The 20,135-nt window shown below is 71.9% G+C and carries 18 protein-coding genes; 6 read left to right on the top strand and 12 right to left on the bottom strand.

What is annotated here, in order from left to right; all coding sequences use genetic code 11:
• Nucleotides 1-178 precede the first annotated feature (178 nt).
• Nucleotides 179-724 carry a TIGR00730 family Rossman fold protein gene (locus AB0J93_RS16785; RefSeq protein WP_363922709.1) on the bottom strand — a complete coding sequence of 182 codons (546 nt, stop codon included), beginning with the start codon at nucleotides 722-724 and terminating at the stop codon, nucleotides 179-181.
• A gap of 3 nt (nucleotides 725-727) precedes the next feature.
• A complete protein-coding gene (locus AB0J93_RS16780; protein WP_363922707.1) occupies nucleotides 728-1,639 on the bottom strand; it encodes a TIGR00730 family Rossman fold protein in 912 nt (303 codons plus the stop codon).
• Between the two features lie 139 nt (nucleotides 1,640-1,778).
• On the opposite strand from AB0J93_RS16780, the gene AB0J93_RS16775 reads away from it, so the two are divergent.
• Nucleotides 1,779-1,931, top strand: coding sequence for a hypothetical protein (locus tag AB0J93_RS16775; protein ID WP_363922705.1), 153 nt, complete (start codon nucleotides 1,779-1,781; stop codon nucleotides 1,929-1,931).
• Between the two features lie 42 nt (nucleotides 1,932-1,973).
• Here AB0J93_RS16775 and dapE read toward each other — a convergent pair whose 3' ends face one another.
• Entirely contained in the window at nucleotides 1,974-3,047 is a 1,074-nt protein-coding gene (gene dapE, locus AB0J93_RS16770) for a succinyl-diaminopimelate desuccinylase (protein ID WP_363922703.1), read from the bottom strand.
• A 127-nt stretch (nucleotides 3,048-3,174) separates the two neighbouring features.
• Between dapE and dapD the strand changes: the two genes are divergently transcribed.
• The gene (gene dapD / locus AB0J93_RS16765) at nucleotides 3,175-4,134 is read left to right on the top strand and encodes a 2,3,4,5-tetrahydropyridine-2,6-dicarboxylate N-succinyltransferase (RefSeq protein WP_363922701.1); all 960 of its coding nucleotides are present in this window, start codon (nucleotides 3,175-3,177) and stop codon (nucleotides 4,132-4,134) included.
• A 90-nt stretch (nucleotides 4,135-4,224) separates the two neighbouring features.
• On the opposite strand, the gene AB0J93_RS16760 is transcribed toward dapD, so the two are convergent.
• The gene (locus AB0J93_RS16760; protein ID WP_363922699.1) at nucleotides 4,225-7,554 is read right to left on the bottom strand and encodes a S8 family serine peptidase; all 3,330 of its coding nucleotides are present in this window, start codon (nucleotides 7,552-7,554) and stop codon (nucleotides 4,225-4,227) included.
• 140 nt (nucleotides 7,555-7,694) lie between these two features.
• Between AB0J93_RS16760 and AB0J93_RS16755 the strand changes: the two genes are divergently transcribed.
• On the top strand, nucleotides 7,695-8,252 hold the full coding sequence (locus AB0J93_RS16755) for a sugar O-acetyltransferase (protein ID WP_363922697.1): 558 nt from the start codon (nucleotides 7,695-7,697) through the stop codon (nucleotides 8,250-8,252).
• A 103-nt stretch (nucleotides 8,253-8,355) separates the two neighbouring features.
• Entirely contained in the window at nucleotides 8,356-10,986 is a 2,631-nt protein-coding gene (locus AB0J93_RS16750) for a hypothetical protein (RefSeq protein WP_363922695.1), read from the top strand.
• Here the strand turns inward: AB0J93_RS16750 and AB0J93_RS16745 are convergent.
• From AB0J93_RS16745 to AB0J93_RS16735, 3 genes are read right to left on the bottom strand one after another with little or no spacing between them, the layout of a single operon-like run.
• A complete protein-coding gene (locus AB0J93_RS16745) occupies nucleotides 10,963-11,610 on the bottom strand; it encodes a nucleoside/nucleotide kinase family protein (protein ID WP_363922693.1) in 648 nt (215 codons plus the stop codon). The two genes, AB0J93_RS16750 and AB0J93_RS16745, sit on opposite strands and share 24 nt — an antisense overlap.
• Complete coding sequence (locus tag AB0J93_RS16740) at nucleotides 11,610-12,257, bottom strand: SIMPL domain-containing protein (protein WP_363922691.1); 648 nt, start codon at nucleotides 12,255-12,257, stop codon at nucleotides 11,610-11,612. The genes AB0J93_RS16745 and AB0J93_RS16740 overlap by 1 nt, the downstream gene beginning before the upstream one ends.
• Nucleotides 12,258-12,305: 48 nt before the next feature.
• A complete protein-coding gene (locus tag AB0J93_RS16735) occupies nucleotides 12,306-13,316 on the bottom strand; it encodes a prephenate dehydrogenase/arogenate dehydrogenase family protein (protein WP_363922689.1) in 1,011 nt (336 codons plus the stop codon).
• Between the two features lie 345 nt (nucleotides 13,317-13,661).
• On the opposite strand from AB0J93_RS16735, the gene AB0J93_RS16730 reads away from it, so the two are divergent.
• Complete coding sequence (locus tag AB0J93_RS16730) at nucleotides 13,662-15,506, top strand: M48 family metallopeptidase (RefSeq protein WP_363922687.1); 1,845 nt, start codon at nucleotides 13,662-13,664, stop codon at nucleotides 15,504-15,506.
• 94 nt (nucleotides 15,507-15,600) lie between these two features.
• On the opposite strand, the gene dapC is transcribed toward AB0J93_RS16730, so the two are convergent.
• Together dapC and fdxA are read right to left on the bottom strand one after the other, a co-directional pair.
• Entirely contained in the window at nucleotides 15,601-16,704 is a 1,104-nt protein-coding gene (dapC, locus tag AB0J93_RS16725; RefSeq protein WP_363922987.1) for a succinyldiaminopimelate transaminase, read from the bottom strand.
• Nucleotides 16,701-17,027 (bottom strand): ferredoxin, encoded by a 327-nt coding sequence (gene fdxA / locus AB0J93_RS16720; protein WP_007464872.1) that lies wholly within the window; start codon nucleotides 17,025-17,027, stop codon nucleotides 16,701-16,703. Before fdxA ends, dapC begins: the two co-directional genes overlap by 4 nt.
• A gap of 79 nt (nucleotides 17,028-17,106) precedes the next feature.
• Here fdxA and AB0J93_RS16715 point away from each other — a divergent pair, with 79 nt between their 5' ends.
• On the top strand, nucleotides 17,107-18,126 hold the full coding sequence (locus AB0J93_RS16715; RefSeq protein WP_363922685.1) for a GNAT family N-acetyltransferase: 1,020 nt from the start codon (nucleotides 17,107-17,109) through the stop codon (nucleotides 18,124-18,126).
• A 10-nt stretch (nucleotides 18,127-18,136) separates the two neighbouring features.
• Here the strand turns inward: AB0J93_RS16715 and AB0J93_RS16710 are convergent, their stop codons facing one another.
• The 3 genes from AB0J93_RS16710 to mshB all read right to left on the bottom strand — a co-directional run bounded on the left by AB0J93_RS16710 (nucleotide 18,137) and on the right by mshB (nucleotide 20,128).
• Nucleotides 18,137-18,601, bottom strand: a complete 465-nt coding sequence (locus tag AB0J93_RS16710; RefSeq protein WP_363922683.1) for a hypothetical protein — start codon at nucleotides 18,599-18,601, stop codon at nucleotides 18,137-18,139.
• 118 nt (nucleotides 18,602-18,719) lie between these two features.
• Entirely contained in the window at nucleotides 18,720-19,154 is a 435-nt protein-coding gene (locus AB0J93_RS16705; protein ID WP_363922985.1) for a hypothetical protein, read from the bottom strand.
• Between the two features lie 14 nt (nucleotides 19,155-19,168).
• The gene (gene mshB, locus AB0J93_RS16700) at nucleotides 19,169-20,128 is read right to left on the bottom strand and encodes an N-acetyl-1-D-myo-inositol-2-amino-2-deoxy-alpha-D-glucopyranoside deacetylase (RefSeq protein ID WP_363922681.1); all 960 of its coding nucleotides are present in this window, start codon (nucleotides 20,126-20,128) and stop codon (nucleotides 19,169-19,171) included.
• Nucleotides 20,129-20,135 lie beyond the last annotated feature (7 nt).

The raw sequence follows: 20,135 nt of genomic DNA, 5'->3' as shown, positions 1-20,135 counted from the left end.
GCCTCGGCCGACGCCCGGCCGCTCGACATGCGGCAAAGTGGGGCCTCCGACCGGCGGGAAAGCCCAACACACCGCATCCCGGGTCGATCACGTGCCGGCCGCCGGTCTGCCGTGGGCTGAGCGGGGCAGGTGGCGGGCCGGAGGCGGGGGCGACCAGGGCCGCGCCACGGCCAGGCGGTCAGGTGAGGTGGGACTCGATCAGGTCCAGTGCACTGGGGACGGTGTCGACCGACCGGAGCAGGTCGAAGCCGGCGGGCTTGAGAAAGGTCTGGTCGGTCAGGTCACGCAACCACTTCAGCAGCGGGTCGTAGAAGCCGTCGGTGTCGACAAGCACCATCGGCTTGTGGTGCAGGGCGAGCGTCGCGGTGGTCCAGACCTCGAAGAGTTCGTCGAGCGTGCCGAGCCCGCCGGGCAGGGTGAGGAAGGCATCCGACTTCTCGATCATCAGGATCTTCCGACTGGCCATCGACTCGGTGACCAACAGTTCGTCGGAGGCGAGGTCGGCGACCTCCAGGTCGACCAACGCCTGCGGGATCACGCCGACCGTGCGACCTCCCGCGGCGCGTGCGCCGTTGACCAGTGCACCCATCATCCCGACGCAGCCTCCGCCGCTGACCAGCGTGTGCCCGCGCCGAGCAATCTCCGCACCGGTGTCGGCCGCCAGGTCCAACCAACGCTTGTCGAGCGTGCGGGAGGAGGCGCAGAACACGCAGATCGCGGCCACCGGTCAGCGCCCCGCGGGGTCGTCGGTCGGGGCCGATCCGTCGGCAGCAGCCGACCCGTTGGCAACGACCGACCCGTTGGCAGCAGCCGACTCGTCGGCGGCGGCCTGCTGGTCGGCGGCGACCCGGGCGACGGCTTCCTCGCGTACGGTCTCCTGCTCGACGCTGAGGGCGGCCTCGGCCTCGACGATGTGCCGCACCGCTGCCGCGACATCGTCGGTGACGCAGATCAGCTCCAGATCGACCGGGCCGATCTTGCCTTCGGCGGCCATCGTGTCACGCAGCCAGTCGAGCAGACCCTGCCAGTAGTCCGCGCCCATCAGCACCACCGGGAACCGGGTGACCTTCCCGGTCTGCACCAGGGTGAGCGCCTCGAAGAGTTCGTCCATGGTGCCGAACCCGCCGGGCAGCACGACGAACGCCTGGGCGTACTTGACGAACATGGTCTTGCGGGCGAAGAAGTAGCGAAAGTCGATCGCGAGGTCGACCCACTCGTTGATGCCCTGCTCGAAGGGAAGTTCGATGCCGAGGCCGACGGAGTGGCCGCCGGCCTCGCTGGCCCCCCGGTTGGCCGCCTCCATCACGCCCGGGCCGCCTCCGGTGATCACCGCGTAGCCGGCCCGGGCCAGCGCCGCGCCCAGCGCCTCGGCGAGTTGGCACTCGGGGCTGTCCGGCTTGCTGCGCGCCGACCCGAAGACGCTTACCGCTGGCGGCAGGTCGGCGAGGGTGTCGAAGCCCTCCACGAACTCGGAGAGGATGCGCAGTGCCCGCCAGGCGTCCTTCGTCTTCCAGTCGGCCCGCGCCCGGGAGTCCAGCAGGCGCTGATCCGCAGTACTATCGGTGATCGACTGGCGACGAAGTGTGACGGCGCCGCGATGCCGCTCCTGTCCTCGTTCGCGCCCGCTGCTCTGGGTCATGAAAGCAACCGTAGTGGAGTCCGACCGGAGAACCCGGCAAACACTTCGTGATCTTGTGCAACCAAATCGCTTCCCCGTACGTCTTACTATTCACATACCGGGTATGCCCCGGCGCGCGGACTTCGGGGGAGGAGACAGCGTGATCAACAACAACGAACGGATCCGGATTCGCCGCCAGATGCAGCGACGCATCCGCGACGTGGTGGCCGAGCGCCGCCGCACCCGCCTGCTCGACAAGCCGCCCGAACCGCCGGCCGATCCCGATGCCGAGGCCCACCTGACCGCCGTCTGACCGTCGAGGCGCCCGCCCGGTCACCGGGCCGGCACCGGACGATCAGGCGGCGGCGAGCCAGCGATGCAGCGTCGCCGCACCGTCGCGGATCTTGCTGATCTCGACGTGCTCGTCCGGGTGGTGGGCCAGGTTCGGATCACCCGGGCCGAAGTTCAGCGCCGGGATCCCCATCGCGGCGAACCGGGCCACGTCGGTCCAACCCAGCTTGCCGATGGGTGCGGCGCCCACCGCCGCCAGGAACTCCCGGGCGGGGGCGGCCTCCAGTCCGGGCAGGGCACCGGCCGCGCAGTCGGTCACGGTCAGCTCGTAGTCCGCGAAGACCTCGCGCAGGTGCGCCTCGGCCTCGGCCGGCGTACGGTCCGGCGCGAAGCGGTAGTTCACCTCGATCTCGCACCGGTCCGGCACCACGTTCCCGGCGACCCCGCCGTGGATTCGGGTTGCGTTCATGCCCTCCCGGTACTCGCAACCGTCGATGGTCACCCGGCGGGCCTGGTACGTCGACAGACGGCGGAGCACCTCGCCCGCACCGTGCACCGCATTGACACCGTGCCAGGAACGGGCCGAGTGGGCCCGGACCCCGGTGGTCACCACCACGGCCCGCATGGTGCCCTGGCAGCCGGCCTCGACGATGCCGTACGTCGGCTCCAGCAACAGGGCGAAGTCGGCCTCCAGCCAGTCCGGGTGGGCCTGCGCGACCAGGTGCAGGCCGTTGTACCTCGACTCGATCTCCTCGGCCTCGTAGAAGAAGTACGTCACGTCGTAGCGTGGCTCGGGCAGGGTGGTCGCGAGATGCAGCGCGTAGGCGACCCCCGACTTCATGTCCGAGGTGCCGCAGCCGTACATCAGGTCGCCGCGCAGGGTCGACGGAAAGTTGTTGTTCAGCGGCACGGTGTCCAGGTGGCCGGCGAGCACCACCCGCGAGGCCCGCCCCAGGTCGGTACGGGCCATCACCGTGTTGCCGTGCCGGTAGGTGGTCAGGTGCGGGACCACCCGCAGAACCTCTTCGACGCAGTCGGCGATGGCCTTCTCGTTGAGGGACACGGACTCGATGTCGACAAGCGCGCGGGTCAACGCCACCGGATCGGCGAGGACCTCGGGGGTAAGCGGGTTCTCCATGGTCCGCACGGTACCGTCACAACCGGCGACCGCGAGACGGGAGCCTTCGGCGAAGCGCGAGGAGTGGGCCGGCGAGCCCCGCAGTCGCGAGCAGCAGCCCGCCCGCAGGGGAACGAGAGGTGAGTAAGTGACGTCCACACAATCCGCGTGGGGCATCGGCCTGGCCACCGTCACCGCCGAGGACCAGGTGCTCGACGCCTGGTACCCGACCGGCAAGCTGGGCCTCGGCGAGCTGCCGCTGGTTGCCGGGGAGGACGAGGCCGACGTGCTGGACCTGCCGCCCGGCGCGATCGGCGACCGGGTCCTGCCGGGTCTGCGTACCGTCCAGGTGGTCACCGTCATCGGCTCGCTTGACGACCCGATCAAGGACGCGGCGGACGCGTACCTGCGGCTGCACCTGCTCTCCCACCGCCTGGTGCGCCCCAACGAGATCAACCTCGAGGGCATCTTCGGCAAGCTGGCCAACGTGGCCTGGACCACCGCTGGGCCGTGCCCACCGGAGCGGGTGGACGAGATGCGCGTCATCGAGCGGGCCGCCGGCCGCCACCTCGGGGTGTACGGGGTGGACAAGTTCCCGCGGATGACCGACTACGTGGTGCCCTCCGGGGTGCGGATCGCCGACGCCGACCGGGTCCGGCTCGGCGCACACCTCGCCGCCGGTACCACCGTCATGCACGAGGGCTTCGTCAATTTCAACGCCGGCACGCTCGGCGCCTCGATGGTCGAGGGGCGCATCGTGCAGGGCGTGGTGGTGGGTGACGGTTCGGACATCGGCGGCGGTGCCTCCATCATGGGCACCCTCTCCGGCGGCGGCACCGACAAGGTACGCATCGGCGAGCGCAGCCTGGTCGGTGCCAACGCCGGTGTCGGCATCTCGCTCGGCGACGACTGTGTCGTCGAGGCGGGTTGCTACATCACCGCCGCCTCGAAGATCAGTCTTCCGGACGGCCGGGTCGTCAAGGCGCGTGAGCTCTCCGGCGTCGACGGGTTGCTGTTCTGGCGCAACTCGGTCTCCGGCGCGCTGGAGGCCCGTCCGCGCGCCGGCCGGGGCATCGAGCTGAACTCCGCCCTGCACGCCAACGACTGAGGTGCGAGGCGGGGCCTCTTTTTGACGCCTGGCGCACAGGAGCACCCCCGGACGGGTCCGGCGCGAGCACGCCGGACCCGCCGGTGCGGGTCACCGCAGGCGGTACGCCTGGATGATCCGCTGGGTGACGGTGTTGCCGGCGGTGTCGCGGGCGGTGGCCCGCAACGACACGTGGCCGGTACCGCGCGGGTGCTGCACGGTGGCCTGCCAGCCGCTACCGACCTTGCGCAGCTTGGCGCGCTGCCAGCGCTTTCCGCCGTCGTAGGAGACCTCGACGGTCAACGACGCCGTCTTCGCGGCCGGTGCGCCGGGTTGGCGCTGCACCGCGACCGGGATCACGAAGGATCGGCCCGCCGGAGCCGCGTTCCGCTCATCCAGTTGCGGCGCGAAGCGGATCGCCGAGGCGGGCAGCCGGAGCGGGTCGTCGCCCCGGACGTGCCGGGACCGGAACGTCCAGGTGGTGGCGACCTCGGTGCTCAGGTCGGTGACAGTGCGCTTCGCCGAGGTCTCCAACCGGTACCTGGCGGGCCCGGCCGGCACCTCGAACTGGCCCCATCCCGGGTCCGTGGTCTCGTCGACCAGCTTGCCGTTGCGGTAGAGGGCGGTACGCGAGGCGTCCGTCAGCGAAGCACCCAGGTGGCCCGCCGCGTCGCTGTACAGCGGCACGGACAGGGTGATCAGATCGCCCTGCCGGGTCAGGCCCTCGTCCGGCCAGCGTGGCACCGGGAACGACGGTCCGTGGGGCGCACCGTTCCAGACGTCCCGGTACGTGCGTCCGCCCCGGTACGTCGTCGGGTCCGAGAACAGGATGGCCACCGGTTCGAGCCAGGGCACATCATCGCTGCGCGTGCCGAACCACAGCTCGGTGCTCCAACGCACGTCCCGGGTGCTGAAGTACTCGACCCGCTGTCCCGGTACCGCGGCCGGTAGCCCGACCGCCCAGCCGCCCACGTCGGGCTCGAAGACAGCGAAGGCCATCCGCTCGGCGACCGTGCCCGGGTAGCCGTCCCGGAACGTCGGCTTGACGGTGGCCAGGTCGCTGCCACGGTAGTGCCGGGTCAACCCGTTGGGCATCCGACCCTGGACCATCTCGGCGAGTGCGTACAGGTACGGGCTGCTGGCTGCTTCCAGGTCGGCGAACTGGCTGGTGACGACGGCCTGGAAGTGGTCCGCCGAGGTCCGCGCGCCGATCTGCCCGGTGAAAAGGCCGTCGAAGTCGTCGGCGACCGCGCCGAACCCGGCCGACCCCTCATCGAGCAGGAAGGTCGCGTCGACGGCGACCAGGGCCGGCGTCGCCGACCGGTCCGGGACCGTCATCCGCACCGGCCCCGCCGTACGGGCGTCGACGACGATCTCGGCGTCCGACTGCACCACCAGCTCCGGCCGGCTCATCAGCGTCAGGCTCTCGCTCTCCACGTCCACCACGAAGCTGGCCAGCCCGTACCTGCCCTTGGGTACGCGCACCTCGGCGGTACCGTCCGGGTCGTACGCGAGAATGTCGATGAAGTCGTCCAACCCCACCAGGAAGCTCGCGTAGTCGTCCGGTACGGCACCGTTGCGGCTCAGGTGGCGCAGGGTCAGCGTGTAGCTCTCCACCTCCTTGTGCACTGCCAGTGGGGTGATCGCCGCCAGGTCACCGGCGTGCGCGACCACCCGGCCGGTGTAGTGACCGTCCGGGCTGTCGACGCTTGTGTCGACCGTGACCGTGGCTGACGCGGTACCGCCGGCCGGCACTTGCACCTGCTGCGTGCCGAGCGTGAACACCCCGGCCGGCGCGGATTCCCCGTCCGGGCCGGTGGCCTCGATGCTGAGGTCCAGGGTGAGCGGCGCGGTTCCGGTGTTGCGCCAGGTCACCTCGCGTTGGATCGGTTCGTCGTCGTCGTGCGGCCACAGCGTCCGACCGAACGAGACGCTGGCCGGCTCGCTGACCAGCGACTGGGTGATGGCACGCGCCACGTCGACCCGGCCGGCACCCTGCTGGTATGCGGTCAGTTCCGGATGCGGTCGGGCCGAGGCCATCAGGGTGGCCTTGAGTCGCTCCGCGGTCGCGTCGGTGTGCTGCTGGGCGAGCAGCGCCGCCGCGCCGGCGACGTGTGGTGCGGACATCGACGTGCCGGAGAGCGAGACGTACTGCTCACCGACCGGTTCGCCGAGTTCCGTGCCCTGCCCTCGGGCGGCCACGATGTCCACTCCCGGGGCGGTGATGTCCGGCTTGAGGGCGTCGTCACCGACCCGCGGGCCCTGGCTGGAGAAGTCGGCGAGTTGGTCGTCGCGGTCGACCGCGCCGACGGCGAGCGCGGCGTCGGCGCTCGCCGGTGAGCCGACCGTGCCGGTCCGTCCGGCGTTGCCGGCGGAGATCACGAAGAGGGCACCCGTCTGCTCGGTGAGCGTGTTCACCGCCTCCTCCAGCGGGTCGACCTCCGGGGTGTCCGTCCCGCCCAGGCTGAGGTTGACCACGTCGGCCTCGGCCTCGGTGGCGGCCCACTGCATGCCCGCCAGGATGGCCGACTCGGTGCACCCGTACTCCTCGCAGACCTTGCCGGAGAGCAGGGTCGCGTCGGGTGCCACGCCCCGGTTGCGGCCGTCCGAGGCGGCACCGCTGCCCGCGATGATCGAGGCGACGTGGGTGCCGTGCCCCACGATGTCGCCCGGGTTCGCCTCCTCGGTGAAGTTCCTCGACTCGGCGACCCGGCCGGTGAGGTCGGGATGCGCGGCGTCGACACCGGTGTCCAGCACCGCGACGCGTACCCCCTGACCGGTGAAGCCGGCCTGGTGGGCGGCGGGCGCCCCGATCTGCGGCACGCTGTGTTCCAGCGTCAGCTGCCGCCGGCCGTCGAGCCAGATCCGCTCGACACCCCCCGCCGCGTCGAACCGGGCGCCGCTGGCACCGGCGACCGTGGCCCAGAGCTGGCCCACGCTTTGCTTGTCCGCGGTGGCCGCGACACCACCGATGGCCGCCAGGTCGCGGGTGACGGTCACTCCTTCGGGCGGGCCGGCCCGCCGGGCGGCCGACCCGTAGGTCATGAGCAGGGGCAGGTCGTCGCGGTGCGCGTCGTCGTAGCCGGCGGCGACCAGCCCGGCCACGTCGAAGAGCCGGCGGTCGACCCGTCCGTCGCGGATCGACGGCAGGGCGTCCTGCGGCACCACCCAGAGGTGGTCCCGTTCCCGCTGGGTGAGGAAACGGATGCCGTCGCGGCCCTCACCCGGGCGTACGCTCGCCCCGGTGGCGGTGACCGTGACCTGGTCGCCGGTGACCAGGGTGACGGTGGCGGGTCCGCGGCCGGCGTCGGGTCGGCCACTCGGAAGATGGGTCGGCGGGGCCGCGGCCGGCGCAGCCGGTGCGGCCGTGACCGCCGCCGGTACGCCGAACACCAGACCCAGCACGAGTCCGGTGGCGGTCAGTTTGCTCCTTCGTCGCAACTGAATCCTCCTCTGGAGCGTCTATATCGATGTAGGACACATCGACTCCCATCACACTTGCATACTGAGTATGTAAAAGGGAGTCAAGAATTCGACGAAGTTGAGTCCTCGTCGCGACGACCCCGGGCATGATCGGACGGATGACGTCCATGAAGGAGCGCATGCTCGCCGGTGAGCCGTACCTCGCCGACGACCCGGAACTGATCGCCGACCACCTCCGCGCCCTGCACCTGATGGAACGGATCAACAACAGTGGCGTCGACGACCAGGAGGCACGTCAGGCGGCGCTGCACGAACTGCTCGGCGAGCTCGGCGAGGAGACCGGCATCCGGCCACCGTTCTACTGCGACTACGGCTACCACATTCGGATCGGGCCACGCAGCTTCGTCAACTACCACGCGGTCTTCCTCGACGTCGCACCGATCACCATCGGCGCCGACGTCCAGATCGGCCCGAACGTGCAACTGCTCACGCCCACCCACCCGGTGGAGCCGGAGCCACGCCGGGCGAAGTGGGAAGCGGCCCGACCCATCACCATCGGCGACAACGTCTGGCTCGGTGGCGGAGCAATCATCCTCGCCGGAGTCACCGTCGGTGACAACACAGTGGTCGGGGCGGGTGCCGTGGTGACCCGCGACCTTCCCGCCAACGTCGTAGCGGTCGGTAACCCGGCTCGCCCGGTACGCCAGCTCGACTGACCCTCGATCACCCTTCTAGCTGCGCAAACACCTCCATGACGAGTGGCGGCCAGCGTCCTGCATCGGGCACTGTAGGTGACAGATGCGTCACTGGGAGGCTCGTATGGGAGGTCGGATCCTCGAACTGCGCGTACACGGAGTGTCCAACACACCGCTCGCCGAGACCCTGGGCCTGACGGCCGACCCCGGGTGTGAGCCACCTCAGCCACGGCTCGTCGCCGGCGGCCCGGTCACCGGTTTCTACCGCTCCGCGACCACCACACCGCTCGACCCGATCGTCGTCGAGGCGTACAGCTGGGGGCAGTTGACCTCCGGCGCGCGAACCGCCCGCGACGTGGAGCGGGCCCTGTGGACGCTGCTGCTGCCCTTCACCCTGGCCAACGTGGCGCTGCACGCCCGGCCGGGCATACCGGCGGACCCCGCCACCGAACGACTGGCCAGCCGCACCGGCATGACAGCCTGGCTGATCAGGCTGTTCTGCCTGAGCCTGACCGGCACTCCCGTGCTCGCGATGACCGGCGTCGGCGTCGATCTCATCGGCTGGCAGTGCGTGGACGAGGGCTGCCTGAGCCGGATCCCCGGCCCGTGGGAGTTTCTCGCCGGCTCCTGGTGGCAGCAGGGCGGCCGGGCCATGGCCGTCGGCCTGACCGTGCCACTCGCCATGATCGGGGTGCTCGGCCTGGTCGCCTGGCGGAGCTACCAGTACGAGGCGGTGATGCCGGCCGACCCCACCACGAATCCGGCGGGACGCCGTACCCCGCCGCCGGTCGACGCCGACGTGCCGGTCGGTCAGCCGGCGCAGGAGCCGCCGCCGGTGCCCGAGCCACCACCCGGCCCACCGACAAATCCCCTTCAGGACCCGACGTTCTGGTGGGGTGAGGGACAGTTACGCCGCGCGGCCGTACTGCACCTGTGCACCGGCACGGTGGTGGCGGCGGCGGTCCCGCTCGGAACGGTCTCGGTGCTCGACCCGCCAAACGACGCGCGGGCGGTGCTCACCTGGTCCGCCGTGGCCGCGTTCATAGCCGTCCTGACGATCGTGCTGGTGGCCATCGGCCGGCCCTTGCTGACCCGGCGCGACGGTGCCACCCCGCTCGGCCGATGGAGCATCGCGGTCATCGTCCTCACCGGAATCGGCCTGGCCGGCACCTTCGCGGTGCTGCTGCTGCCCGACGGAGCCGCGGGCAGCCCGCTGGCCGAACTACGTCCGCCCGCCGGCTGCGACCATGACCCCGCCCAGCCCGGATGCCGGACGGACCGGTCGCTACCGGGCTTCGACCGGGTCATCGCCGGGCTGGGCACCGGTCAACTGCTACTGCTCATCGCGATCGGCGCGACCGCCCGCTCCGGACGGCGCGGCGGCGCCACACCGGCCGCCGTCGCGCTGTTGATCGCTCTCGGCGCCGCCTGGTGCCACGGTTGGCTGCCCGCCGCACCACCGGCCCCCGTGACGCTGTGGCAGTTCTCCCTGCCGTTGCTCGCCCTCGCCGCGGCCGGCCTGCTGCTGCCCCGGACCCGACCCACCACTGTCAAACAACCCCTCGAACCGCACAACGACCTGGCCTGGCGGGGTCGGGCGCCCGCCGTCATCGCCGGCTTCGGGTGGCTGCTCTGCCTCGCCTACAGCGCCGGCGTGCTCTACTGGGTCACCAACCGGCTCAACGGTGGGGACGCGCCCGTCGGCCCGCCCCGGGTGGTCCCGCCAACCCCGGTGGCCTGGGCTGGCCTGACCTTCGCCGCCGCGCTGCTGATACTCGCCCTGGTCGCCGTCCGCGCCGTCGTGCTGTTCCGCCGACTTCGTCGCCAGGAGTACGCCCGGCTGAGCGCCCGCGGTGGCCGATTGTCCGCACACGACCTGCGTCGCGCCCGTGACGTCAGCACCCACCAGGCGCTGCACCGACTGGTCGGCGAACACGCACTTCGCCTGATCGGCTGGTACGCCGGTGCGATGGCCGTCGTCGCCGTACTGAGTTGCGCGGCCGTCCTCTCCGCAGCCCGGCCGCAGACCATGACGACGGGCGGGACAACCGTGGTGATCAAGGCGGTGGGCGACGTCGGCGACGCGCTGCTCGGTCTGCTTCCGGTGGCAGTCGCCGCCGTCGGCCTGCTCGTCTACCGCAAGAACACCATCCGCCGCTCCGTCGGCGTGGTCTGGGACGTGGGCACCTTCTGGCCACGCGCCGCCCACCCACTGGCGCCACCGAGCTACGCCGAACGGGCGGTGCCCGAACTGCTCACCCGCACGGCCGGGCTGATCGCGCTGGCCGAGCACGATCCGCGCCGGGTGGACGGCATCATCCTCTCCGGGCACAGCCAGGGCACGGTGATCTGCACCGCGGTCATCCTCCAGCTGCCGCACCGTTGGCGGCGGCGGATCTGGTTCTTCTCCTACGGCTGCCAACTGACCCGCCTCTACGGCCGGATCTTCCCCGCCTACTTCGGGCCGGATCGACTGCCGGTGCTGGCCGAGGCGCTGACCCGTCCCGGTGGCGGAACCCGGTGGACGAACTTCTGGCGGGACACCGATCCGCTCGGCTGGCCGGTCACCGCCGGGGAGCGGGACATCGCGGTGACCGACCCGGAGGCACTGCATCCGAGCGACGGCGAAGTCGCCGACCCACCGATCCGCAGCCACAGCGGCTACCCGGAGGCCACCGAGTTCCAACGGGAGAGATCCCGGGTGGCGTGGCTGCTGCGGCGGGCGGTCCCGTCACCCCGCCGGGGGCTCGGCTAGGCGTACCACCAGGTCGGCACGGTCGGCGGTGCCGGCCACCAACGCCGCGTTGACCTCGTCGCTGCCCAGTGCCCAGGCTCGGGCGTCCTGCTCCGACCGGCCGTGGGCCATGTGTCGGGCGACCAGCCGATGACGCCGCAGGTCGGCGTCGAGGTCCAGGAACCACGCCTCGTGCAGCAGGGCGCGTACCTCGTCCCAGGGCCAGTTCGGGATCAACAGATAGTTGCCCTCGGTGACCACCAGCCGGACCTCCGGCGGCACCTCGATCGCACCGGCGATCGACTCCTCCAAGTCCCGGCGGAACTGCGGCGCCCAGACCGACGTCGGTTCCTTGCGCCGCAGCCGACGCAGCAGCGAGACGTACCCGTTGGCGTCGAAGGTATCGATCGAGCCCTTCCGCAGGGCCCGGCCGAGCCGACGCAACTCGTCCTGAGCGAGGTGGAAGCCGTCCATCGGCACCAGCCGGGCAGCCGGGCCGACCGCCTCGACCACCTGTGCGGCCAGCGTGGACTTGCCGGCCCCGGGTGCGCCGGTGATGCCGAGCAGTTGCCGCGGGCCGGCGTCGGCCAGCCCGCGGGCCCGCTCCAGCAGCGCCTCCATCGACAGCACCTGCGCGACGGTCATCAGGACAGGACCGGCCGGCTGATCGTGAACCGGGCCCGCACGGCCGCGTGCACACCCTGCGGCTGCGGGTCGAGCTCCAGCTCCGGTGGGCCACCGGCCTCGACTCCGCCGGCGTCGAACGCCATCCGGGCCATCATCGGCTGGGCGGTGCCGCCCTCGTCGGACAACTCGACCAGGTCGGTGACCTGGGCGCCGAGCGCCTCGGCGTACTCGCGGGCCCGCTGCAACGCGTCGCTGATCGCGGCGTGCCGGGCCTGCCGGTAGGCCGGGCTGTCGGGACGCAGCGACCACCACGGGCCAGCCACCTCGACCTGATCCTGGTCGGCCAGGCGCAACATCAACTCGCCAAGGGTGGTGAAGTCGGTGACCGTCACCGTGGTCACCACCGAACCGTGCCAGGCCACGACCCGCTCCCCGGAGCGGCGGGTCTCGGGTCGCACCCGCAGCTCGCCGGTCTCGCGCCGGTCGATCGTCGGGCCGTACGAGTCGAGCAGGACCCGGATCGCCGCAGCCCGCTCGGCCAGCCGGGTCAACGTCGGCTCCCGCTCCCGGTCCCGAGCCAGCGCGGTCACGGTGAACCGGGCGAGTTCCGGCGCGACCTCGCGGTACGCCTCGCCGCGTACGGTCACGACTGGTCCGTCCACCATGCCCTCACCCTACTGGCGGGTCCGTCGCCGCGCCCACCGATGAGCCGGTCAGGCCTGCGGGAGGTGGGCGACATAGGAGACGGTGCCGGCCACGACCCGACACCCGCTCAGGTGGCCACCGGCCGCTCCGATGCGGTGCAGCCAGGCCACCTCGGCCGGTTCCGCACCGGCCGGAAACGATCGGACCTGCTCGTCGTACGGGCGGCCGGCCAGCCCGGCGCGGGCGGCACCGGCCTCGGCGTACCGGGCGGTGAGGGCGTCGGCGTCGTCGGCCCGCAACGCACCGGCCAGCTCGTCGAGGAACGCGGTGACCTGGGCAAGCGCGTCCAGCACCTCGTCGCGGTTGCCCCGCAGCATGTTCCCGGTGCGTTGCGCCGGAGTGCCGGCGACCCGGGTGCCGTCCCGGAAGCTCCCGGCCGCCAGCGCCAGGACCGAGTCCCGCAACGGCGACCGGTGCGCCGCACCGGCCAGCGCCCCGGCGAGCAGGTGCGGCACGTGCGAGGCGAGCGCCACCACCGCGTCGTGCCGATCCGCTGCCATCGGCACCACCCGGGCGGCGAAGACGTCGGTGACCAGGGCGACGAGGCGACGGAACGCGGCCAGCCCGTCCGGTTCCGGGCAGAGCACCCAGGCGGCACCCGCGAACAGCTCCGGCAGCGCCGCCGCGAGCCCCGCCCGGTCGGTGCCCGCCATCGGGTGCCCGGGCACGAACCGGCTGGTCAGTCCCTGCTTCGCGGCGAACGCCGCCAACTCGGCCTTGGTGCTGCCCACGTCGGTGAGCAGGCAGTCCTCGGCGGTGGCGGCGGCCACCTCGACCAGGGTCGCGGGCAGCGTGGGCAGTGGTCCGCCGAGGAACACCACGTCCCGGCCGGCCACGGCGTCGGCCAGCCGCTCCGCCGTCGGTACGCCGGCCGACCGGGCCTGCCGACGGGTCCGCTCATCCGGATCCCAGCCGGTCACGTCCACTCCGGCAGCATGCAGTCGGAGCAGCACCGAGCCACCGATCAGGCCGGTGCCGACCACCGCTGCCCGCAGCCGTGCGTCAACTCTGAGCACCATCCGCGTACCTCGGCGTTCCGTTGCGTCACGGAGCCGGCCGGCCCCGCGGCGGCGTGCCTGCCGGATCCCGCCGCACTGCCACGATGTCCGGCGACACGCCCTGCGTCCGCGCCGAGGATATCGCCGGCCGGATCGCCGCCGGGCAGTCGGATGGACCGTCCGGCCGGTACGCGTCGCCCGGCCGTCCGGCTCCCACGGCGTGCGCCTGCCCCTCCGGGGCACGGATCGGCAAGATCGAAGAGCCGGCCGAACCCGACCGGAAGGGGGTTGTCCGGCAAACCTCCACGCCGTACGGTCCGCTGCGCCGCCCGCAGCCGCGCGGGCACGGAACGGGGAGGAACGGCCATGGCCGCGACGTACCGGGCACTCGCCTCGGTGGTCATGTTGATCGGGTTCTACGTGGTCGCGTTGCTTCAGTTGGCGGCCGTCGCCGCCCTCGGCGTGTGGCTCTACGGCCACACGAACGGACTGGTCACCGGGAAACTGCTGCTGCCGCTGATCATCGCGCTGGGTGCGGTGGCGGTCGGGCTCTGGCGGGCGATCCGGACGAAGAACGAACCGGCACCGGGCCTGGTGCTCGACGAGCGGGAGGCACCGCAGTTGTGGGCCACCGTTCGGGAACTGGCCGATGCGGTCGGTACCCGCGCACCGGACGAGATCCGACTGGTGCCCGAGGTGAACGCGGCGGTCGGCGAGCAGAGCCGGCTGCTCGGGCTGATCGGCGGACGGCGCACCCTCTACGTGGGTCTGCCGCTGCTCCTGGCGATGCGGGTCGACCAACTCCGCTCGGTGCTCGCCCACGAGCTGGGTCACTACTCCGGCAAACACACCCGACTCGGTGGCGTCGCCTACCGGGGACGGCTGGCGATCGAGGGCACCATCGAGCGGATCAAACCGCGCAACCCCATCGGCCTGGTCTTCAAGGGGTACGCGAAGCTGTACCTGATGGTCGACAACGCCGCGTCACGGCGGCAGGAGTTGGAAGCCGACCGGGCCTCCGTCCAGCTCGCCGGCCACGAGGCGGCCACGTCCGCGCTACGGAGCCTGCCGGCGCTCGACGCGGCCTGGAACTTCTTCACCGGCCGGTACGTGGAGTCGGGCTGGCAGGCCGGCCTGGCCCCGGACGACCTGTTCGGCGGCTTCGGACAACTGCTCCAGGGCCGCCGGGACGAGATCGACAAGCTCCAGCAGGACGTGCCGGACCGCGAGCCGTCCCGGTGGGACACCCACCCGCCGATCGGCGTCCGGATCGAGGCGATGGCACAACTCCCGGCCGGTGCCGCGGGCACCGACGACCGTCCCGCACACGTGCTGCTCGCCGACGTGCTGGACGCCGGCCGCCGATTGCAGCGAATCGTCATCGATCTCGGCAACCGTCAGGTGCTGCCCTGGCCGGAATTCACCCACGCGGCGATCGCCGCCGGTGTGCAGCGCCAGGCGGACGGCATCTACCGGGCGGCCGGCCGGTTCACCGGCACCCCCGAACCGGGTCTGGCAACCGTGCTCGACCTGGTGCGGGCGGGTCGCCTGGGCGAGTTCGCCGAGCAGTTCTTCAGCGACGCCAACCGTCAGGAGGCGGCGGCACACTTCGCCGGGCCGATGGAGATGTTGCTGGTCAACGCGGCCGTCCGCGCCCAGCGGGCCCGCTGGCAGCTGTCCTGGAGCGGTCCCGCCCAGTTCGTCGGCACCAGCGGTGAGCCGTTGAACCTCGCGGAGATCGCCAAGCTGGCGGTCTCGGCGGAGACCCTCGACGAGGCCCTGGCGCGGCTCGCCGAGCTCGGCGTCGACCCCTCCGCCGCGACCGTGGTGCAGAGCCGGGCCACCGCCGACAACGCCGGTGTCATCGGCGCTATCGGCAACGTGAAGGTCGACGGCGTGCAGCACGACCTGCTGGTCCTCGACCGCGGTCTGATCCTGGTGGGCGGCCCGGGCAAGGCCGGCGACGGCGAGAAGCGGCTCAAGAACCTGCTCGAATCGACGCCGGTGGCGACGTTGGCCGCCCGACACCAGTTCCTGCCGTACGAGGAGATGGTGTCGGTGCAGGTGACCAGGCAGATTCCGCTGAAGGCCGAGCTGACGCTGCACGACGGCCGGACGGTGGCCCTGCAGGAGCTGTACGGCAGTGTGCTGCTGGAGCGGCACAGCCGGGACAACCTGCTCCGGGTGTTCGAGCGGATCAACGAGGAATGAGACGGCTTCGAGGCCGCTCCGCGCGCATGTCGGGAGCGGCCTCGAAGCCGGTCGGGTTCTCCCCGGGCCGGGACGCCAGAGCGTTCGGTCGTGGTCAGGACAGGCGGCCGGCGACCGCAGCGATCCGCTCGTCGGACTCGGTGAGCGCCGCCCGGACGTACTGCCGCCCGCCGGGACCGTAGAAGACACCGGCGGCGACCAGGATTCCCCGCCGGGCCAGCCAGTCGACGGTGGCCCAGCAGTCCTCGCCGCGGGTCAGCCACAGGTAGAGCCCCGCCTCGGAGTGCTCCACGGTGAAACCGGCGCCCACGAACGCCGCCCGCAGCGTCTCGCGCCGCGCACCGTACCGCTCCCGCTGCTCGTCGGCGTGCCGCTCGTCGCGCAGGGCCGCCACCATGGCCGCCTGCACCGGCGCCGGCACGATCATCCCCGCGTGCTTGCGGATCTTGAGCAGCTCGGCCACCAGTATCGGGTCGCCGGCCACGAAACCGGCCCGGTAGCCGGCCAGGTTGGACCGCTTGGACAGCGAATGCACCGCCAGCACGGAGTCATACGAGCCGCCGCACACCTCGGGCGACAGCACCGACACCGGCTCGGCGTCCCAGCCCAACGGCAGGTAGCACTCGTCGCTGGCCACCACCGCGCCGCGCTCACGCGCCCAGTCCACCACCTTGCGCAGATGCGTGGCGGGCAGCACCCGACCGGTCGGGTTGCCCGGCGAGTTCACCCAGACCAGGCGTACCCGGGACGTCGGACCGACGGCGGTCAGCGAGTCGGTGCGTACCGTCGTGGCACCAGCCAACCGTGCGCCGTCTTCATAGGTCGGGTAGGCGATCGACGGGACCACCACGACGTCACCTGGCCCCACCCCGAGCAGGGTGGGCAACCAGGCCACCAGTTCCTTCGAGCCGATCGTCGGCAGCGCCCCGAGCCCGTCCGGGCCGGCGCCACAGGCCCGCGACACCCAGCCCGCGATCGCATCCCGCAGCGCCGGGGCGCCGGCGGTCAGCGGATAGCCGGGCGCGTCCGAGGCGTCCGCCAGGGCCTGCCGGATCACCTGCGGCACCGGATCGACCGGCGTACCCATGGAGAGGTTGATCAGGCCGTCCGGATGCGCCGCGGCCAGCGTGGCCGCGGCGTCCAGGGTGTCCCAGGTGAACTCGGGCAGCCGCGACGAGACCGGGGCGGGCCGGTTCAGTGGCCCTCGCCGCGGGGCGGCTGGGCGGCGACGAAGGTGGCGTCCTTCTCCACCTTGCCGATCTTCGAGGCCCCGCCGGGCGAGCCGAGGTCCTCGAAGAACTCGTAGTTGGCGCCGGTGTAGTCCTTCCACTGCTCCGGGACGTCGTCCTCGTAGAAGATCGCCTCCACCGGGCAGACAGGCTCACAGGCACCACAGTCGACGCACTCGTCGGGGTGGATGTAGAGCATCCGGTTGCCCTCGTAAATGCAGTCGACCGGGCACTCCTCGATGCACGCCTTGTCGAGCACATCCACGCACGGCTCGGCGATGATGTAGGTCACCGGTCTTCTCCTCCGCAAGACATGCCGCGATCACCCGCGACGGTAAGAGCCTAGTATCTCGCCGGGGAGGAGGTCGATCGTGCTCCGAGAGCAAGACTTGGGACACCGAATCGTGGTGCGGCGTCGCGTCGGCGTACGCGGTGGTCGGCCGGTCTATTCCGATGCCCTCGGTGAACTGGTCGAACTGACCGAGACACATCTCACGCTTACCACCCGGCAGGGGCGGCTGCGCGTGCCGATCGCCGAGGTGCACCGCGCCAAGCGGGTCCCGGCGGCCCGCCGGCCGACCGCCGCCGCCATGGTCGAGCTGGAACTCGCCGCCGACGAGGCGTGGCCGGCCCCCGTCCGGGGCCGGCTCGGCGACTGGCTCCTGCGGGCCGCCGACGGCTGGACCGGCCGGGCCAACTCGGCGCTGCCGGTGGGCGATCCGGACCGTCCGCTGCCGGCCGCCGTGGACGCGGTCGAACGCTGGTACGCCGGCCACGGCCGGCCGGCTATGGTCAACACGCCGCTGCCGCTGGCCGCGCCGGTCGGCAGCGAACTCGACCGGCGAGGCTGGGGCAGCCGCCCACCGGTGCTGGTACAGACCGCCCCACTCGCCGCCCTCGTCGCGGCGGCACCGGACGACCCGGTCGCGGCAGCACCCGGCATCCCCGGCGAATCGACAGGCCCGGGTGGCGCGACCGGTACGGCCGGCCCGGTGGTCGAGTTGGCCACGGCACCGTCGGCGGACTGGCTGGCCGTGGCGGCCGGCCGCAAGGGCGGGCTGCCGGACGCCGCCCGGCACGTACTCACCGCCGTGGACCAGATCCGCTTCGCCCACGGGTACCTCGACGGCGCTCTCGTCGCGACCGGCCGGGGCACGGTGACCGGCGAGGGGCGCTGGCTCGGGCTGTGCCTGATCGAGGTGCTACCGGCCGCGCGCCGGCAGGGACTCGCCGTCCGGCTGATCCGAGCACTCGCCGAGTGGGCCGCCGATGCCGGAGCGACCGACGCGTTTCTCCAGGTCGAGCAGAGCAACGTCGGCGCGGTCGCGCTCTACCGCAAGCTGGGCTTCACCACCCACCACACCTATCTGACCCGCGTCGCGCCGCACTGACCCCTGCCGGTCAGCGGCGGACCACGCGGCGGGGCTTGGCCGCGGTGGTCTCGGCGTACCGTTGCAGGCTGCGCGACCGGTAGTCGCGACCGAGCGTGACCAGCAGCAGGTAGCCCAGCATCGTCCCGACGGTGGTCGCCACCAGGTAGAGACCGATCTGCGCGAAGAACGTCCCGCCGCCACCGGCGAACGGGTTGTCACCGACCAGCAGAGGCCCGATCAGCACGGTCAACCCGACCGCGATGCCGATCGCGGTGGCCACCTCGCCGGCCCAGCGGGCCAACGGACGCCGCTCACCCCAGACGAAGGCGACACCGGCCAGAATCAGACCGATCACCACGAACATCCCGAGCGACACCCGGTCGGCGACACTGTCGTTGCCGTCGAAGCCGAACCGGATGACCAGCCGGGCGACCACGTTGACCGCGAACAGTGCGATCGCGAGCACACCGACCGCACGCCACCGCTGCCCCATTACACGCCTCCAGCCGTACCGCCCGCCCGGATGGCGGGTCTCCTGGCAGGAATGTCTACCACCCGCCGCTGAGCGAAGTCAGTACCGTCCGGGAGCCGGAGCCGGAGCCGGAGCGAGATTACCGTCCGGAGGCCGGAGCCGGCGCGAGGATCGACCGGAACGCCATCACCGCGAAGGTCATCGCACCGCCCACCACCAGGGTGAGCCCGACCCAGTTGCCGACGAGCAGCACGTCACCCTCGCTGGTCCGGTCGGCGGCGATCACCATGATGGCCACCCAGGGCAGCGCCGGCAGCGCCACCGCCCAGCGACGGCCGACGGTCTCGACGGCCAACCAGCTCAACGCGATGTTCGCGGCCACGGCCACGAGCACCGTGACGCCGACCAGATACCCGCCGACCCGAAGCGGAGCGAGCAGCAACTCCAGCACCGCGCTCACCGTCGCGGCCACCACGGCGAACATGCCGCCCGCCACCCGCAGGCCGATGTCCAGCGGACGTCGCCACCTCCGGCTCGGCCGGGGCGGCTCCTGCTCCTGCGGGGCGACCGACATCGCGGCGGGCAAGGTCACCGGTGACCGGCCGGGGTGACCGGTCTACGGCCGGGGCCGCCGACGACGTCCGGGCCGCCGGCCGCGCCCGGCGCTGCGGCGTCCACCCCGACGAACAGATCCGACTCCCAGCCGTACGGGCCGCTGCCCGTCCCCTTCTCCCCCAGCGCCAGGGTGAAGTACTCCACCCCCATGAACTCGGCACCGAAATTGCCGGCGATCGAGTACAGCCAGGAGGTGGCCGGGATCTGGGTGGCGTGGGCGCGCATCGCCGCCTCCTTCGCGACGTGCTGCTCGGTGGCGTCGATGCGGGCCGCGATCTCCTCGTCCGGGGTGCAGAACGGCAGCTCAGTGGCGTCGGCGATGCCGGCGAAGGGGTTGTCGGACGCCTCCGCGAAGTGCGTCATGCCGGCTTCCAGCACACTTTGCGGCATCGCCGTCCAGTAGACCTTCGCCGGTGCGAGCCCTTCGGCGGCGGCCAGCTCCACGGCCCGCATGGTCACCCGGTGCGCCTGGATGTGGTCAGGGTGTCCGTAGAAGCCGTTGTCGTCGTACGTGATGACCACCTGCGGGCGTACCTCCCGGATGATCTCCAGCAGATACCCGGCGGCCTCGTCCAGGTCGGCGCCCCAGAAGGCCCGGGGATGCTCGTTGGTCGGCAGACCCATCATCCCGGAGTCCCGGTAGCGGCCGGCCCCGCCGAGGAACCGGTGGTCGGTGACGCCCAGCTCGGCGCAGGCGGTCGCCAGCTCGGCGATCCGGTACCCGCCGAGCTGGTCGGCCTCGGCCGCGGCGAGCCCGGCCAGCTCCGGTACGTGGATCTCACCCTCCTCGCCCAGGGTGCAGGTCACCAGGGTGACGTGGGCACCCGTGGCCGCGTAGTGGGCCATCGTCGAGCCGGTGCCGATGGACTCGTCGTCGGGGTGCGCGTGGACCAGCAGCAGGCGGCGGTCAGGCAGCGTCGTCACGACGGTCACTCTAACC

This window comes from Micromonospora sp. NPDC049374, from assembly GCF_040677165.1.
GTDB lineage: Bacteria > Actinomycetota > Actinomycetes > Mycobacteriales > Micromonosporaceae > Micromonospora.
Note: the sequence above shows the minus strand (reverse complement) of the source record. Positions and strands in the feature narration are given on the sequence as shown.